Raw genomic sequence first — 17,934 nt, forward strand, 5'->3', positions numbered from 1 at the left:
CATGCATAAGACCTTTGATTTTAAGAAATATGTAGAATATAAGGTTTATTCGGTGACGACAATCAAAAAAGGATATGGATTTCGCGTGTTGCTGACGTTTGCAGATGAAAGTACAAAGACACAGCAACATGCGGGATTCACAACCAAAAGAGAAGCTAATGCATTTCGTGATGAAGTAATCGGACAGCTACATACCGGAACCTATATTGTGTATGGAAAAATCCGGGTAGAGGAGTTTATGATCTTCTGGCTGGAAGATATTATGCGTCCCCGGATAACAGACGATACTTATACAACTTACAAAAGTTCCATTAAGAATTATATTGTTCCACAGCTTGGAAAAATGTATATGTCTACACTGAATCAGGGGTATATCAGAAAATTATATAATGCAGTTGCAGAGAAGTATGAATCGGTTGCGAAAAATGTCAGGACGATCATGAAAACATCATTGGAGTATGCATTTAACAAAAATGTATTGGCAACAAATCCTGCGAAGGGAATCAATTTACCGAAGAAAATAAAAAAGACAGAGTATCGTGTCCTGAAAATTGACGAGAAGAAAACATTGACACTTCCGCAGGTGCTTCGGTTGATTGAGGCAAGCAAGGAGACACCGATTCATATGCAGATTTTATTTGCGGTATTGATGGGACTCAGAAGAAGTGAAATAAATGGTCTGAAATACAGTGATGTCGATTACATTCACAGGACGTTGAGAGTAGAGCGTCAGTTGGGAAAGAAGCCAAACAGTAAAGCAGAAGATTGTGCACCTAAGATGCTGACAAAGCAGGAAATTAAAACAAAAACACCTGCTGGTGTGCGTGAACTTCCAATACCGGATTATGTATTTGAAGCCATTCTAGAAGAACGGAAAACTTATGAGAAGAACCGCAGACGCAGACCAAAAGAGTTCCGGGACTGGAATTATATTTGTTGTTCTACATATGGGAATCCAAGGAGTAAAGGCTTTCATCAGAAATACTATAAAGACTTGTTGAAATCCTTGGATTTGCCTGATATTCATTTTCACCAGTTGAGAAATACCTATGCAACTATTTTGCTGAAGAATAGCTTTAATTCAAAAGGTGTTTCGCATTTATTGGGACATGCCAAGGAAATCATATCAGTAGATGTCTATGGAGATACGCAGGAAATCATAGAAGACTGTCTGGATGTATTGGAACCATTTATTGAAGAAGTTATTCCAAAAGAGCGGAAAGATCAGTATTATGATTATTCAGAAGTGATTGAAATAGACTTAATCCTGGAGGAATATTTCAACGCAGCATGATAAAAAATAGAATAGTAGTAAGAGAGAAAAGTACAAATAAGAATCGAACATTTGTGCTTTTTCTTACCTTCATCTATATACTTTCAAAAAAATGTCTGATATAATAGGGACTGTTACAAGAACAAACAGTAAAAATATGACAGAATCGGAGCCTGGTATCATCAGGTATTTCCGAGTGTTGTTTTATCCGCAAAAATCAGTTTTCCCACAGGGATACTACGTAATGTGACTTTTATTCGTAACGAGGTGAAAAAGACATCTATTCACCATAAAATAAGCTTTTCGTTACGAATCTGGATACGAATTTTTGGCTGATAATGATCATAGTAAAAGTCACAAATGGAGGGATTTACCATGAATGAGTTCAAATTAAAAGCCCCATATAAGCCAACCGGAGACCAGCCACAGGCGATAGCAGAGCTTGTGAAAGGGTTCAAGGAAGGCAATCAATGCCAGACTTTACTAGGGGTTACGGGTTCTGGAAAGACTTTTACGATGGCAAATGTGATTCAGCAATTACAGAAGCCGACGCTTGTCATTGCTCATAATAAGACGTTAGCAGCTCAGTTGTACGGAGAGTTCAAGGAGATGTTCCCTGAGAACGCAGTGGAATATTTTGTCTCCTACTACGACTACTACCAGCCGGAAGCCTACGTCCCATCCTCAGACACATACATTGCGAAAGATTCTTCTGTAAACGAAGAAATTGATAAACTGAGATTATCGGCAACAGCAGCATTGATCGAGCGGAGAGACGTGATCGTAATTGCCAGTGTTTCCTGTATCTATGGTCTTGGTGAACCGGAAAACTTCGAACAGATGATGGTATCGCTCCGTCCGGGTATGGAGAAAGACCGTGATGAAGTGTTGCGCCAGCTGATAGACATTCAATATGACAGAAATGACATGGATTTCAAGCGCGGAACATTCCGGGTACGGGGAGATACGGTAGAGATTGTACCGGCAGACCGTGGCGATACTGCTATTAGAGTGGAATTTTTCGGAGATGAGATTGACCGGATTTCGGAAATAGACATGCTTACCGGTGAAGTGAAAAATACGCTGAATCATATTGCGATATTTCCAGCTTCTCACTATGTTGTTCCGAAAGAACGTATGGAGAAAGCGATTCGTAATATTGAGATTGAACTGGAAGAACAGGTGAAATATTTCAAATCGGAAGGCAAGCTTCTGGAAGCGCAGAGGATTGCAGAACGTACGAATTTTGATATAGAAATGATGCGTGAGACAGGATTCTGCTCGGGAATTGAGAACTATTCAAGACATTTAGCGGGACTTGCACCGGGACAGCCGCCGAACACATTGATGGATTATTTCCCGGATGATTTTATTATTATGATCGACGAGTCGCACAAGACGGTTCCGCAGATCGGCGGCATGTATCATGGAGACCAGTCCAGAAAACGTACACTGGTAGAATATGGATTCCGTCTGCCGTCAGCACTGGATAACAGACCACTTAGCTTTGACGAATTTGAAAGCAAGATCGATCAGGTCATGTTTGTATCTGCAACACCGGGCAAATATGAAGAAGAACATGAACTGTTAAGAGCCGAGCAGGTAATTCGTCCGACAGGTCTTCTCGATCCGGAAGTGGAAGTTCGTCCGGTAGAAGGACAGATTGATGATCTGATCGGAGAAGTGAATAAAGAGATTGCCAATAAGCACAAAATACTGATAACAACACTGACCAAACGTATGGCAGAAGACCTTACTGACTATATGAGAGAACTGGGAATCCGCGTGCGTTACCTGCATTCGGATATCGATACACTGGAACGTACCGAGATCGTGCGGGATATGCGGTTGGATGTATTTGACGTACTGGTTGGTATCAACCTTCTGCGAGAAGGTCTGGATATTCCGGAAATCACACTGGTTGCAATTCTGGATGCAGATAAAGAAGGATTCCTGCGTTCCGAGACATCACTGATCCAGACCATCGGCCGTGCAGCGCGTAATGCAGAAGGACATGTCATCATGTACGCAGATACGATCACAGATTCTATGCGTGCGGCACTGGATGAGACGCAGAGAAGACGTGAAGTGCAGATGGCATATAATGAGGAACATGGCATTACACCGAAGACAATCCAGAAAGCGGTACGAGATCTGATCGCTGTATCCAAGAAGGTGGCAGCCTCTGAAGTGCAGATGGAAAAAGATCCGGAATCTATGAGCGAGAAGGAATTAGAGAAACTGATCAAAGAACTGGAAAAACAGATGAAGAAAGCAGCGGCAGACCTGAACTTTGAGGCGGCAGCAGAACTCAGAGATAAGTTAATTGAGCTTAAAAAGACACTGCAGGAAATAAAGATATAGAAAAAGGAGAGTATATACTCACATGTCACAGGAAAAAGATTCAAGACAATATATCAAAATCAGAGGAGCCAATGAGCATAATCTGAAGAATATAGATGTAGATATACCAAGAGACAAGCTGGTAGTTCTGACTGGACTCAGTGGTTCGGGAAAATCATCGTTGGCATTTGATACAATCTATGCGGAAGGGCAGAGAAGATACATGGAATCCCTGTCCTCTTATGCAAGACAGTTCTTAGGACAGATGGAAAAGCCGGACGTAGAAAGCATCGAGGGGCTTTCCCCGGCGATTTCCATTGACCAGAAATCTACGAACCGTAACCCAAGATCCACCGTAGGAACCGTAACGGAAATCTATGATTATTTCCGTTTATTATACGCAAGAGTCGGAATACCGCACTGTCCGAAATGTGGCCGCGAGATCAAAAAGCAGACGGTTGACCAAATGGTAGAACAAATCATGGGAATGCCGGAGAGAACTAAGATCCAGCTTCTGGCCCCGGTTGTAAGAGGAAGAAAAGGAACCCATGCCAAATTACTGGATCGTGCCAAGAAGAGCGGTTATGTCCGCGTCAAAATTGACGGTAATATGTACGAACTTTCAGAAGAGATTAAGCTGGATAAGAATATCAAACACAATATTGAAATTGTGGTAGACCGTCTGGTAGTAAAAGAAGGCATCGAACAGCGTCTGACCGACTCCATTGAAAATGTACTGAATCTGGCAGAGGGACTGATGACCGTAGATGTGATCGGCGGAGAGCCGGTTCAGTTCAGTGAAAGTTTTTCATGCCCGGACTGCGGAATCAGTATCGAAGAGATTGAACCGAGAAGCTTTTCGTTCAACAATCCATTTGGAGCGTGCCCGGAATGTTTCGGACTTGGATATAAGATGGAATTTGATGAGGATCTGATGATCCCGGACAAACGTCTCAGCATCAGCGAAGGTGCCATTACAGTTATGGGATGGCAGTCCTGCACAGACAAAAAAAGCTTCACTTATGCAATTTTGGATGCATTAAGCAAAGAATACGATTTTTCGCTGGACACTCCATTTGAAGACTATCCGAAAGAAATTCACGATGTTCTGCTTCATGGAACGAATGGAAAAGAAGTCAAAGTATATTATAAGGGACAGCGTGGAGAAGGTGTCTACGATGTTGCGTTTGAAGGATTGATCAAGAATGTAGAACGCCGTTACCGGGAGACTGGTTCGGAAACTATGAAAGCGGAATATGAAGAATTCATGAATATTACACCGTGTCATGCCTGCAAGGGACAGCGTCTGAAGCCGGGAGCACTGGCTGTTACGGTAGGAGATAAGAATATTGCAGAACTGACAGGAATGTCGATCGAGAAACTGCAGGCATTTCTGAAAGAATTGAAGCTAACGAATCATCAGATGCTGATCGGCGGACAGATCCTGAAAGAGATCAATTCCAGAATCCAGTTTCTGATGGATGTCGGACTGAACTATCTGACACTTGGAAGAGCAACTGGAACACTGTCCGGCGGAGAAGCACAGAGAATTCGTCTGGCGACTCAGATTGGTTCCGGACTTGTAGGTGTAGCATATATTCTGGATGAGCCAAGTATCGGTCTGCATCAGAGAGACAATGATAAATTACTTGGCACATTGAAGCATTTGCGTGACCTTGGTAATTCAGTAATCGTAGTCGAGCATGATGAGGATACGATGAGAGAAGCGGATTTTATTGTGGATATCGGTCCGGGCGCGGGAGAGCACGGCGGCGAAGTGGTTGCAACGGGAAATGCAGAAGAAATCATGCAGAATGAAAAATCTGTAACCGGAGCCTATCTGAGCGGAAGAATCAAGATTCCGGTTCCGGAGACAAGAAGAGAACCAACCGGATGGTTGAAAGTACTCGGAGCACAGGAAAATAACCTGAAGAACATTGATGTCAGCTTCCCGCTTGGCGTAATGACCTGTGTAACGGGTGTGTCCGGATCGGGAAAAAGTTCGCTGGTGAATCAGATCCTTTACAAGCGTCTGGCAAGAGACCTGAATCGTGCAAGAACCATTCCGGGCAAACATAAAGGCATCGAAGGACTGGATCAATTAGATAAAGTTATCAATATCGACCAGTCTCCGATCGGACGTACGCCTAGATCTAACCCGGCAACCTATACGGGAGTATTCGACCTCATAAGAGATCTGTTCGCAGCAACACCGGATGCGAAGGCAAGAGGCTATAAAAAAGGAAGATTCAGCTTTAATGTCAAAGGAGGACGCTGCGAAGCCTGCAGCGGAGACGGAATCATCAAGATCGAGATGCATTTCTTGCCGGATGTCTACGTTCCATGTGAAGTATGTAAGGGAAAACGTTATAACAGAGAGACTCTGGAAGTAAAATATAAAGGCAAAAGCATTTATGATGTGCTGGATATGACAGTAGAAGAAGCTATGCATTTCTTCGAAAAAGTACCAAGCATCCGCAGAAAGATGGAGACTTTATATGATGTCGGACTTTCTTATATCCGTCTGGGACAGCCGTCCACGACGCTGTCCGGAGGAGAAGCACAGCGTATCAAGCTGGCAACGGAACTGAGTAAGAGAAGTACAGGAAAGACAATCTATATTCTGGATGAGCCGACGACAGGACTGCATTTTGCTGATGTGCATAAGCTGACAGAGATTCTGCACAGACTGACAGCTGATGGTAATACGGTTATTGTGATAGAGCATAATCTGGATGTTATAAAAACTGCAGATTATATTATTGATATCGGACCGGAAGGCGGTGACAAAGGTGGAACCGTGATCGCAAGCGGGACACCGGAAGAGGTAGCAGAAAGTCCTGTGTCTTATACAGGAAAGTATATAAAACCGATGTTAGGAAGGTAGAAATATGACATTTTGTTCATCTCTTCGGGCAGATTCGTCATATTGTAATATTTATGTAAAAAGCTTCACAAAGATTTAAGCAAAATGGGTCTTTTTATTTTAAATAATTTTGATTATAATGGGAACATGCTCAAAAATAGCATGCGTATGATCATATCTTACAAAAGATAATGATATAGACAGCTTGATGAAGGGAGAATTGGGAATGTCAGTAGATCTTGGAATTGATTTGGGAACAGCCAGTGTATTAGTATATGTAAAAGGAAAAGGTGTTATATTAAAGGAGCCTTCTGTCGTAGCTTATGACAGAGATACAAATGCGATAAAAGCGATCGGAGAGGAAGCAAGAATGATGCTTGGAAGAACTCCGGGAAATATTGTAGCGGTAAGACCATTAAGACAGGGTGTTATTTCAGATTATACAGTAACTGAAAAAATGATTAAATATTTCGTGCAGAAGGCATTAGGTAAGAGAACCTTCAAAAAGCCTAGAATCAGTATCTGTGTCCCAAGTGGTGTAACAGAAGTGGAACGTAAGGCAGTTGAGGAGGCTACTTATGCAGCTGGTGCAAGAGAAGTTCATCTGATTGAAGAGCCGGTTGCAGCAGCTATCGGTGCAGGAATCGATATTTCAAAACCTTGCGGTAATATGATTGTTGATATCGGGGGAGGAACATCAGATATTGCGGTAATTTCTCTTGGAGGAACTGTTGTAAATACATCACTTAAGATCGCAGGTGATGATTTCGATGAGGCAATTGTGCGTTATATGAGAAAGAAGCATAATCTTCTGATCGGTGAAAGAACCGCAGAGGATATTAAGATTAAAATCGGTACAACTTATCCGTTGATTGAAGATGAGACTTTGGAAGTCAGAGGAAGAAATCTTGTAACAGGACTGCCGAAGACTGTTACGGTAACATCAACAGAGACAGAAGAAGCACTTCGAGAGACTACCGGACAGATTGTAGAAGCCGTAATCAGTGTGTTAGAGAGAACTCCACCGGAGCTTTCCGCTGATATTCTTGACAGAGGAATTATGCTGACGGGAGGCGGATCCATGCTGCGTGGTATGGAAGAGCTGATCGAGGAAAAGACAGGTATTAATACTATGACAGCGGATGATCCAATGAAAGTTGTAGCAATCGGTACTGGAGAATATGTAGAATTTATGGGCGAAAGAAAAGGTATCTAGAAAACCAGGGTGAATGAAATCGAATGGAAGAGATTAAAGGATACGTAGAACATATCGTTTACAGAAATGAAGATAACGGATATACAGTATTCCATTTGAATAATTCAGATGGAGAGGTTACCTGTGTCGGAAATTTTCATTTTATAGAAGAAGGAGAATTATTAAGATTGACAGGAGGCTATACAACACATAAGATGTATGGCCTTCAATTCGCTGTGGAAGAATCGGAAGTATGTGAACCGGAGGATCTGATATCAATTGAAAGATATTTAGGATCCGGAGCGATAAAAGGAATCGGAGCCGCGCTGGCGGGAAAAATTGTCAAGAAATTTAAAGAAAATACTTTTCGGATCATAGAAGAAGAGCCGGAGAGACTGGCGGAAATCAAGGGAATCAGCGAACGGAAAGCAAGAGAGATTGCTTCTCAGGTGGAAGAAAAGAAAGATATGCGTCAGGCGATGATCTATCTGCAGAAGTTTGGAATTTCAACGACGCTTGCGGCGAAAATCTATCAGCATTATGGCCGTAATGTTTACCGCACGATTGAGGAGAATCCGTATCAGCTGGCGGATCATGTTCCGGGGGTTGGATTTAAGACTGCTGATGAGATTGCGGCAAAGATTGGAATCCACACAGATTCGGATTTTCGTATACGAAGTGGGATTTTTTATACATTGCAGCAGAGCGTGAATGATGGACATATTTATTTGTATCAGGAAGCACTGTTAAGAGAGACCAGTGAATTGCTTGGTGTTCAGATTCAGGACATGGAACAGTACCTGATGGATCTTGCGATGGAAAAAAAGATCGTTATGAAGCCGTCGGAGCAGGGAATGAGGATATATACGTCTCATTACTATTATATGGAATTAAATACAGCAAAAATGCTGCATGATCTTAATCTTGATTTTGAAATTGCAGATGCTAACTTAATACGCCGGATTAATAAAATCGAAAAAAATACAGAGTTGTATCTGGATGATATGCAAAAGACTGCTGTAATGGAAGCAGTAAGGCATGGTCTGATGATCCTGACAGGGGGACCTGGTACCGGTAAGACGACTACGATCAATGCTATGATACATTTTTTTGAAAGTGAAGGGCTGGATATTTACCTGGCCGCACCGACAGGAAGGGCGGCAAAAAGAATGACTGAGGCAACCGGCTGTGAAGCACAGACGATACACCGTCTTCTAGAAGTGTCAGGAAATCCGGATGATGAGACAATCGGGGGCTTCCAGCGGAATGCAGAAAATCCACTGGAAGCAGATGTAGTTATTATTGATGAGATGTCGATGGTAGATCTGCCACTTATGTATGCACTCCTGAATGCTATCGTACCCGGAACACGTGTGATCCTGGTGGGGGATGTGAACCAGCTTCCAAGTGTAGGACCGGGAAGTGTACTGAAAGATATCATTTCTTCGGAGTGCTTTTCGGTTGTAAAACTGACGAAGATATTCAGACAGGCCGGAGAAAGTGATATTATTGTGAATGCGCATAAGATCAACCGGGGAGAACCGGTTGTTCTGGACAATAAAAGTATGGATTTCTTCTTCTTAAAACGTGACGATACGAATATGATCATCAGCAATATTATTACATTGATCCAGAAGAAACTTCCAAAGTTTGTGAATGCGAAAGAAGCGGATATTCAGGTTCTGACACCGATGCGAAAAGGACTGTTGGGGGTAGAGAGAATCAATAAGATATTACAGGAATATCTGAATCCGCCGAAACCTGGAAAACAGGAAAAAGAATACGGAGATCACCTGTTTCGTGAGGGGGACAAGGTGATGCAGATTAAGAATAATTATCAGCTTGAATGGGAAATTTCTACCCGCTATGGAATGACGATCGATAAGGGAATCGGTGTCTTTAACGGCGATATGGGAATCATACGTAAAATTAATACATATGAGGAAACGGTTACTGTTGAGTATGATGAAAAGAAGCTGGTAAAGTATCCGTATAATCTGCTGGATGAATTGGAACTGGCTTATGCTATAACGATTCATAAAGCCCAGGGAAGTGAATATCCGGCGGTTATTATCCCTTTGTTACAGGGACCAAGACAGCTATATTACAGAAATCTGCTTTATACGGCTGTTACAAGAGCAAGAAAGTGTGTTACAGTGATTGGAAATGAAAGTGTATTTCAGGAAATGATACATAATACGAATCAACAGAACCGTAATACGAGTCTTGCAGAGCGAATCCGGGAATTAAATGAATCATAAAAAAATCAATAAGATTAAAGAATCAATCATATCTTTGCTCTGGCCGGAAGTTTGTCCATTCTGCCAAAAAGTATGCAGAGACGGCATCTGCAAAGAATGCAGAAAGAAGCTGGAACTAGTGAAAGTCAGAGAACCAAGGTGTATGCAATGTGGAAAACAGATCCGTAGTGTAGAGCAGGAATACTGTTATGACTGCATGCATACACATCATTATTATGAACGGGGATTGAGTTTGTGGAACCACAAAAACCCCGTAAATCAGTCTGTTTATCAATTTAAGTACCATAACCAAAGAAGATACGGAATATTATATAGTCAGGAACTTGTAAAAGAATTCCAAAAAGAAATAGAAAGATGGAGGCCGGATATTATTATGCCGGTACCGTTGCATCCTTCAAGAAAGAGAAAAAGAGGATATAATCAGGCACAGATACTTGCAGAAGAAATAGGAAAAATCCTGGAAATCCCGGTGGACAGTAAAAGTCTGATAAGAACCAGAAAGACCAGTCCGCAGAAAAAACTAGGTCACCAGGAAAGAAAAAAGAATCTGAAGCACGCATTTGCAGTGAAACATACATTTCAGGCAGTAAAGAGAGTGTTGTTGGTTGATGACATTTATACAACGGGAAATACAATTGATGCAGTGTCAAATGTATTGAAACAGAAAGGTGTAGAGAATGTTTACTTTTTAACCATAAGTATTGGACAAGGGTACTGAGATTTGTTATACTTAAAATGATGTTTTAATGGAATTAATATCATGTTGAGGTGGATATATGTTAGATGAGAGAAAAGTAAAATTAATGACAAAACTTGCTCTCTATGAAGAGACACATGGAAAAGAAGATTTTAAGATCAGCTCTTATTATAGAAAAGACTATGCAAGTCTGCATGTTATCTATGCATTCTTAAGTGTATCGGTTGGATATGTATGTCTGGTAGGCGTGTTGTTACTTGCCGGCGTGGAGAATATTATGGGTAATCTGTCAAATGGATTGATCATATTTTTATTTTTAATCATTTTGGCAGGTTATGTGGGTGTTGTGATTGTGTATTGCGGAATTGCCAGTCATATATATAATGAAAAACATAAAAAAGCAAGAAAAAGGGTAAAAAGATATAATCATAATCTGATCCAATTGCTGAAGATGTATGAAAAGGAGAAAAGATAGATGGATAATATATATGTAATACGGGGAAGAATAGAAGAACTCTATGGAAAACATTCTAAATTATTTGACAAGGCTTTTCAGTTCATACTTGCAATGATCACATTTTCGATGATCAATCAGAATACCGGATTCATGAAGTCGTTATCATCACCGGTAATTTCTCTGGCACTGGCTGTAGTTGCTACATTTCTGCCTCCGATGGTGATTGTTGTGATAGCAGCGGTATTAGTTCTTGCACATACGCTGGCAGCGTCGATAGGAATATTTGCTGTATCGGCAATGATTTTCCTGATCATGTATATTTTCTATATCAGACTGGCACCAAAGATGGCGTTTGTTGTACTTCTTACACCGATTGCATTTGTTCTGAAAATACCATTTCTGGTACCTGTTGCGTGTGCACTGATATATACACCGGTAAGTCTGGTGCCGATGAGTTGCGGAACAGTTGTGTTTTATATGGTGGAATATCTTAAAAAGACAAGTTCGGCATCAAAAGCATCAGGAAGTAAAGCGATGCTTTCTGAGATTACAACTTATGTACAGAAAGTATTCCAGAATAAGGAAATGTGGATTTACATTGTAGCGTTTATTATAGGATTTTTTGTGGTTTATACAATCCGCAGACGTGAACTGGATCACGCATGGAAAATTGGGATTATAGCAGGAGCAATTGCTGATGTAGTGGTAACGGCAATGGGAAGCATTGCACTTGGAGTGGAGATATCATATGGATCTCTGATCTTCGGAAATATTCTTGCGGCAATTGTTGGAATGATATTAGAACTGTTCCTTTTCTCTGTTGATTATGCAAGAAGTGAACGGTTACAGTTTGAAGATGATGAATATTATTATTATGTAAAAGCAATACCAAAGGTGGCAGTAACAACTCCGGAGAAGACGGTGAAAAAGATCAATGAAAGACAGGAAACAGAGATTATTGATGCAGAAGCAGTAAAACGTCTTTCACAGGATGTTACGGAAGAGACTAAGGCAATCAGCGTGGAGCCGTCTGCAAATCACAAATTAAGAAAAGAAACATCGAGAAAAACACCATATAATAATTCGGAGTACAGAAGTCCTGCACAGATAAGAGCCAGTCAGGCCAAAAGACATTCACCGAAGAGAGGACCGATGCCGAAGAAACATGATATGAAAGATGTAGATAAGTTACTTTTGACACAAAGCCTTGAAAATGAATTTCATGCAAGTGGAAAGAAAACTGCAAATAAAAGAAAAAGATAGATATAGAATATAGTTGAAATATTTCAGATAAAGAGGAGGTGAGAAGAATGGAACAGGCAGTGGCAGATTTTATAGAAAAATACGGAATAGGTCTGTATATTCCAAAGGTACATGTTACAGATGTGATAGAGGTTTTGATTCTTACATTTCTGATTTATCAGATTATTGTATGGATTAAGAATACGAAAGCATGGATGTTACTTCGGGGAATTATCGTTCTTGCCGGATTTATTCTTCTTGCAGCTATATTTAAAATGCATACCATCCTTTTTATTGCGAGAAATTCGCTGACGGTTATGGCAACCGCTGCGATTGTTGTATTCCAGCCGGAACTTCGAAGAGCGCTGGAAAAACTGGGAGAAAAGCAATTCCTGACGTCGGTTGTGCCTTTTGAGCAGAATCGAGAGATACGTTTCAGTGAGGAAACCAGAGAGAATATTATCAGAGCCTGCTTTGCAATGGGAAAAGTAAAGACAGGAGCGTTGATCGTAGTAGAACAGGCAATTCGACTGACAGAATATGAAAGTACAGGGATTCAGATGGATTGTCTGGTATCCAGTCAGGTGTTGGAGAATATATTTGAACACAATACCCCTCTTCATGACGGAGCAATTATTATCCGTGGTGACAGGATTGTGTCGGCAACATGCTACCTTCCACTTTCTGACAATATGCGTATCAGTAAAGATCTGGGAACAAGGCATCGTGCCGCAGTTGGAATGAGTGAAGTCAGTGATGCTCTGATCATTGCTGTTTCGGAAGAAACGGGAGCTGTATCTGTGGCACAAGGAGGCAAACTGGCGAGAAATATTAATGAAGCGCAGCTTAGGATAAAACTGGAAGAAATCCAGCACAGAAGTAGTGAAACTAACAGAATACGGGCAATGTGGAAAGGATGGCGTGAGCATGCAAAAAAGAATAACTAAGAATCTTACGCTGAAAATACTGGCTTTCCTGATTGCAGTATTTCTGTGGCTGATCGTGGTAAATATAGATGACCCGGTAGACGATAAGACTTTCTCAAATATACCGGTTCAGGTAACTCATGAAGAAGTAATTACAGATAATAATAATACGTATCAGATTGTTGATAATACACAGGAAGTGAATGTAACTGTTACGGCGCAGAGATCCGTATTAGATAAAATTAAGGCAGAAGATATTCAGGCAACTGCCGATATGAAAGAACTGACACTTCGTACACAGGTACCAATCGAAATAACAATCAAAGGTTATGCCGGAAAATATGAGAAAGCGACGGCAAATCCAAGAAATCTGCAGATCCAGATTGATGAGGAAGCAAAAAATAATTTCCCGATTACTCCGACAACAACAGGTACTGTAAGAGGTGGTTATGAAGTAGGAGCATTGAAAGCGGTTCCGGAAAAGGTAACGCTTAGAGGACCAAAACGAATTATCAACAGTATAGCCAAAGTTACCGCCGAAGCAGATGTATCAGGACTTTCGGAAGATGAGACGGTGGAAGCAAAACTGGTTCTGTATGATGCGAATAATAATGTGATTGATCAGACACTTCTGGCAAACAATCTTGGAAAAGAGGGAGTTAGTGTAGAAGTAGAACTTCTTCAGGTTAAAAGTGTTCCGATAGAAGTTGATACGTCAGATGTATCAGCGGCAGAGGGGTATAAACTTGGAAAAATAACGGTAGAGCCGCAGGAAGTTGAGATTACAGGAGATAAAACGACATTAGCAGGAGTTTCCAAAATCAGTATTCCGGCAAGTGCGTTACAGCTGGATAATCTGACACAGAAGACGGACAAAACAATTGATATTTCGTCTTATATTCCAAGTGGTGTGTCTTTGACAGAACAGAATGCGAATAAGGTGGTTGTATCAATTCCGGTACAGCAGCCGGGAGCGAAAACATTTGAAGTATCTACAAATTCTATTGTTGTAAACAATATAGCAGAAGGACTGAGCATTAGTTATGGTTCAACGGTTGATCTTGAGATACAGATAAAAGGACCTGGGGATGCACTGAATTTGTTCTCACCGGCAAAGAAAGTGAGTATTGATCTGAAGAAGTATACCAATGCAGGAACTTATACGGTTCCGGTATCTGTTGAACTTCCGGACGGATGTTCACTGGTGAATAATGTGAATGTAGAAATTATTCTGGAAAAAACAAAACAGAATGATAAGACACAAAATGAAAATAGTAGCAGTGAAGGTCAGACGAAAGAAGATGAGAAAAAGACAGATACAATCAGGTAAACAAAAGAGAATAATCATAAAACAAGTACAGAGGCTTGAAGATGGACGGAATAACAATTAGAAGCGAGGAGAGTACATTATGATCAGACAGAAAGTTACAATAACAAATCCAACAGGGTTACATCTCAGACCGGCAGGAATGTTCTGTAACATAGCAAGTAGATACAAATGCAAAGTAGAGTTTATGTATGATGACGATGTTGCAGCAAATGCAAAGAGCGTTTTAAGTGTTCTCGGAGCATGTGTGAAATCGGGAGATGAGATCGAACTTATTTGCGACGGGGAAGATGAAAAAGAGGCTATGGATGCCATGGTCAGTGCAATCGAAGATGGATTAGGAGAATAAGAGAATATTGGACGGCCTGTGTTTTTACACAGGCCGTTTTAGTATTGCCATGCAATGCCTATTTTATAAATGAACAAGGAGAAAGAAGCAATAATGAAAGATAAAATAAAAAATATACTGGATATAACATTTTGGAAATTTGTATTGGTTGGAATTGTGAATACACTGGTCGGAACAGCTGTAATGTTTGCAGCATATAATGTGTTACATCTGAGCTATTGGATATCCTCGGCATCCAATTATGTTGTGGGGAGTATTGTGAGTTATTTTTTGAATAAGTATTTTACATTTCAGAATAAAGAAAAGTCATGGAAGCAACTGGTTAAGTTTGCGTTAAATATTACGGTCTGTTATCTGGTTGCGTACGGGCTTGCCAAGCCGCTTGTGTCATGGTTTCTTCACGGACAGAGTAAAAGTGTACAGGATAATCTGTCTATGCTAGTTGGAATGGGAGCGTTCGTGGTGTTTAATTATGTGGGACAGAGAGTGATTGTATTTAGAAAATAAGAAAATGTCCGGAAAAGCAAATAAAGATAGTAAGAAAATAAGAATCATGATATAGTAAAATATATAATACAATTTGATGATTTGAGGGGGGGAAATATGAAAAGGATAATGACGGTAATGCTGGCTGTCATATATATTACGACAGGTACAATCAGCGTTATGGCAGGAGAACCGGAGAATAACGACGCTCAAAAAAAGGAATCTGTCTCTGATTCAGTGAAAGTGCAGACGAGTGAGAATACAGATGAGGACAGGCCGAAAGAAAATAGTTGGAGATATTCGAATGGTGAATTAATACCACAAGAAGATGATGCGACAAGTAATGCAAGGGCTGTTACAAATGCATGGAAAAAGGTCAATGGACAATTTGTTAACAGTCTTGGAAAACCAATCCCTGGTGCAAAGAAAAAAGGAATGGATATAAGTGAATATCAGGGAACTATTAACTGGGATACGGTAAAAAACAGATCGGATATTGATTTCGTTATTATCCGCTGCAGTTATGGTTCAGGCTATAAAGATCGTAAATGGGAGTACAATGTAAAAGAATGTGAACGATTGGGAATTCCTTATGGGGTATACATATATTCTACAGCAACAACGGTTTCGGCAGTAGAGAAAGAGGCTGAAAATGTTAAGAAAATGTTGGAAGGACACCAGCCGACATACCCCGTTTATTTTGACATGGAAGAGAATTCGGTTCTGAATCTTGGCAGTTCAACAATTGGAAAATTGGCAAATACATTTTGTTCTAAGATATCTGGGGCTGGATATAAAGTTGGAATTTATGCGAGCCTGTATTGGTGGAATAGTATATTGACAGATCGGGTATTTAAGAATGAGTCCTGGTCTAAATGGGTTGCGCAGTATAGTGCATCTTGTCAGTATCAGTCAAAGTATGATATGTGGCAGTGTACGTCTTCGGGAAAAGTAAATGGTGTTAGTACCAATGTAGATATTAACTTCTGGATGTCAGATGAACCGGTGATAAATCAAGATGCAGATCGGGTAATGGTTTCCGATGAGAATATCATTACATATACGTCGCATATGCAAAGTTATGGCTGGCAGGAGCCTGTAAATAACGGTTATCAGACAGGAAAGCCGGGTTATGGAAAAAGACTAGAAGCGTTTAAAATAAATGTCGGGGGCGGATATGGAGATCTAGGAGTAAGATATCAGGCATGTATACAGGATGAAGGCTGGAAGCCACTGGCAGAAACAGGGCAGCTCGCAGGAACAGAAGGAAAAAGCAAGTATATTCAGGCTGTGAAAATTAGTTTAACAGGAAGTCAGGCCGAGAATTATGATATATACTATCGTGTATATAGTCAGAACTTTGGCTGGCTGGGATGGACATCCAATGGACAGCCGGCTGGAAGCCAGGGATATGAAAAACGAATTGAGGCATTACAAATTGCTGTCTTACCAAAAGGAGCAACGATACCCGGAACAACAGATAATTCGTATAAGACTACAGGAAAGAAAGTAGAATATAGAACATACGTAGAAAAACAAGGATGGAAGAAATACAGTGCGGATGGTGAACAGAGCGGTACAATTGGTCAGGCAAGAGCGGTTCAGGGATTAGCTGTCAGAGTAAATGATACACAATATAGTGGAAATATAGTATATGATACGTATATGCAAAGTTATGGCTGGATGGGAGAAAAAGCCAATAATACAGCAGCAGGTATATTAAATGGCGGAAAGAGAATGGAAGCTATAAAGCTGCATCTCACAGGAGAACTTGCGGAAAAGTATGATATTTACTACAGAGTGCATACACAGACATTTGGCTGGCTTGACTGGGCGAAAAACGGAGAACCATCCGGAACAAAAGATTATGCAAAACGAATCGAGGCGGTTCAGGTTAAAGTGGTTCCAAAGGGAAATCCTGCTCCGGGAGCAACATCTATAGCTTTTAAGGAAGCAAAAATAGCTTACAAAACGCATGTACAGACCTATGGATGGATGAGTAAGGTACATGATGGTGAGACGGCCGGAACAAGTGGAAAAGCCAAGAGGATGGAAGCACTGAATATAGCAATGGTAGATTCCAGTTATAATAAGGAAATTTCATATAGAACGCATGTACAGACCTACGGATGGCAAAAGTGGGTTAATGGCGGAAAAAACAGCGGAACAGAGGGAAAAGCTAAGAGACTTGAAGCAATACAGATTGAATTGAAAGATTCGCTGGCAGATCAGTATGATATATATTACCGGGTGCATGCGCAGACGTATGGCTGGCTTGGCTGGGCAAAGAACGGAGAAAAGGCCGGAACGGAAGGTCTTGCGAAAAGATTGGAAGCTATTCAGATCGTACTGGTGGAAAAAGGTGGAGCAGCACCTGGAAGTACTAATAAATTTTTTATAAAAAAAGATAAATAGAAAGAGCGGATGAGAAAAAGGAGGATAGGAAACAGGTTCGCTTTTGGCTGCCGGAAAAAGCAGCTTGAAATGAAAAAATGGAGGAGGAAAGTGTTAG

General features: G+C 40.8%; 13 protein-coding genes. All 13 read left to right on the top strand.

Annotation, left to right across the window (positions count from 1 at the left end):
• Position 1: 1 nt before the first annotated feature.
• The 13 genes from NQ508_RS04545 to NQ508_RS04605 all read left to right on the top strand — a co-directional run bounded on the left by NQ508_RS04545 (position 2) and on the right by NQ508_RS04605 (position 17,837).
• On the top strand, positions 2-1,294 hold the full coding sequence (locus NQ508_RS04545) for a tyrosine-type recombinase/integrase (protein WP_005337952.1): 1,293 nt from the start codon (positions 2-4) through the stop codon (positions 1,292-1,294).
• Positions 1,295-1,648: 354 nt separating this feature from the next.
• Positions 1,649-3,637 carry an excinuclease ABC subunit UvrB gene (uvrB, locus tag NQ508_RS04550; protein WP_044920527.1) on the top strand — a complete coding sequence of 663 codons (1,989 nt, stop codon included), beginning with the start codon at positions 1,649-1,651 and terminating at the stop codon, positions 3,635-3,637.
• 22 nt (positions 3,638-3,659) lie between these two features.
• Complete coding sequence (uvrA, locus tag NQ508_RS04555) at positions 3,660-6,503, top strand: excinuclease ABC subunit UvrA (RefSeq protein ID WP_006428628.1); 2,844 nt, start codon at positions 3,660-3,662, stop codon at positions 6,501-6,503.
• Positions 6,504-6,708: 205 nt separating this feature from the next.
• Complete coding sequence (mreB, locus tag NQ508_RS04560; protein WP_044920524.1) at positions 6,709-7,698, top strand: rod shape-determining protein; 990 nt, start codon at positions 6,709-6,711, stop codon at positions 7,696-7,698.
• A 23-nt stretch (positions 7,699-7,721) separates the two neighbouring features.
• The gene (gene recD2 / locus NQ508_RS04565; RefSeq protein WP_006428626.1) at positions 7,722-9,938 is read left to right on the top strand and encodes an SF1B family DNA helicase RecD2; all 2,217 of its coding nucleotides are present in this window, start codon (positions 7,722-7,724) and stop codon (positions 9,936-9,938) included.
• Positions 9,928-10,656, top strand: a complete 729-nt coding sequence (locus tag NQ508_RS04570; protein ID WP_006428625.1) for a ComF family protein — start codon at positions 9,928-9,930, stop codon at positions 10,654-10,656. The genes recD2 and NQ508_RS04570 overlap by 11 nt, the downstream gene beginning before the upstream one ends.
• Positions 10,657-10,714: 58 nt before the next feature.
• A complete protein-coding gene (locus NQ508_RS04575; protein ID WP_006428624.1) occupies positions 10,715-11,110 on the top strand; it encodes a hypothetical protein in 396 nt (131 codons plus the stop codon).
• Positions 11,111-12,355, top strand: coding sequence for a hypothetical protein (locus tag NQ508_RS04580; protein ID WP_006428623.1), 1,245 nt, complete (start codon positions 11,111-11,113; stop codon positions 12,353-12,355).
• A 47-nt stretch (positions 12,356-12,402) separates the two neighbouring features.
• Complete coding sequence (gene cdaA, locus NQ508_RS04585) at positions 12,403-13,281, top strand: diadenylate cyclase CdaA (protein WP_006428622.1); 879 nt, start codon at positions 12,403-12,405, stop codon at positions 13,279-13,281.
• Positions 13,262-14,590, top strand: coding sequence for a CdaR family protein (locus NQ508_RS04590; RefSeq protein ID WP_006428621.1), 1,329 nt, complete (start codon positions 13,262-13,264; stop codon positions 14,588-14,590). The genes cdaA and NQ508_RS04590 overlap by 20 nt, the downstream gene beginning before the upstream one ends.
• A 79-nt stretch (positions 14,591-14,669) precedes the next feature.
• On the top strand, positions 14,670-14,936 hold the full coding sequence (locus tag NQ508_RS04595) for an HPr family phosphocarrier protein (protein WP_006428620.1): 267 nt from the start codon (positions 14,670-14,672) through the stop codon (positions 14,934-14,936).
• 93 nt (positions 14,937-15,029) lie between these two features.
• Positions 15,030-15,443, top strand: coding sequence for a GtrA family protein (locus NQ508_RS04600; RefSeq protein ID WP_022415613.1), 414 nt, complete (start codon positions 15,030-15,032; stop codon positions 15,441-15,443).
• 96 nt (positions 15,444-15,539) lie between these two features.
• The gene (locus NQ508_RS04605; RefSeq protein WP_006428618.1) at positions 15,540-17,837 is read left to right on the top strand and encodes a GH25 family lysozyme; all 2,298 of its coding nucleotides are present in this window, start codon (positions 15,540-15,542) and stop codon (positions 17,835-17,837) included.
• Positions 17,838-17,934: the final 97 nt, after the last annotated feature.

Origin of the sequence: Dorea longicatena (genome assembly GCF_025150085.1) — a bacterium.
GTDB classification, from domain to species: domain Bacteria; phylum Bacillota; class Clostridia; order Lachnospirales; family Lachnospiraceae; genus Dorea_A; species Dorea_A longicatena.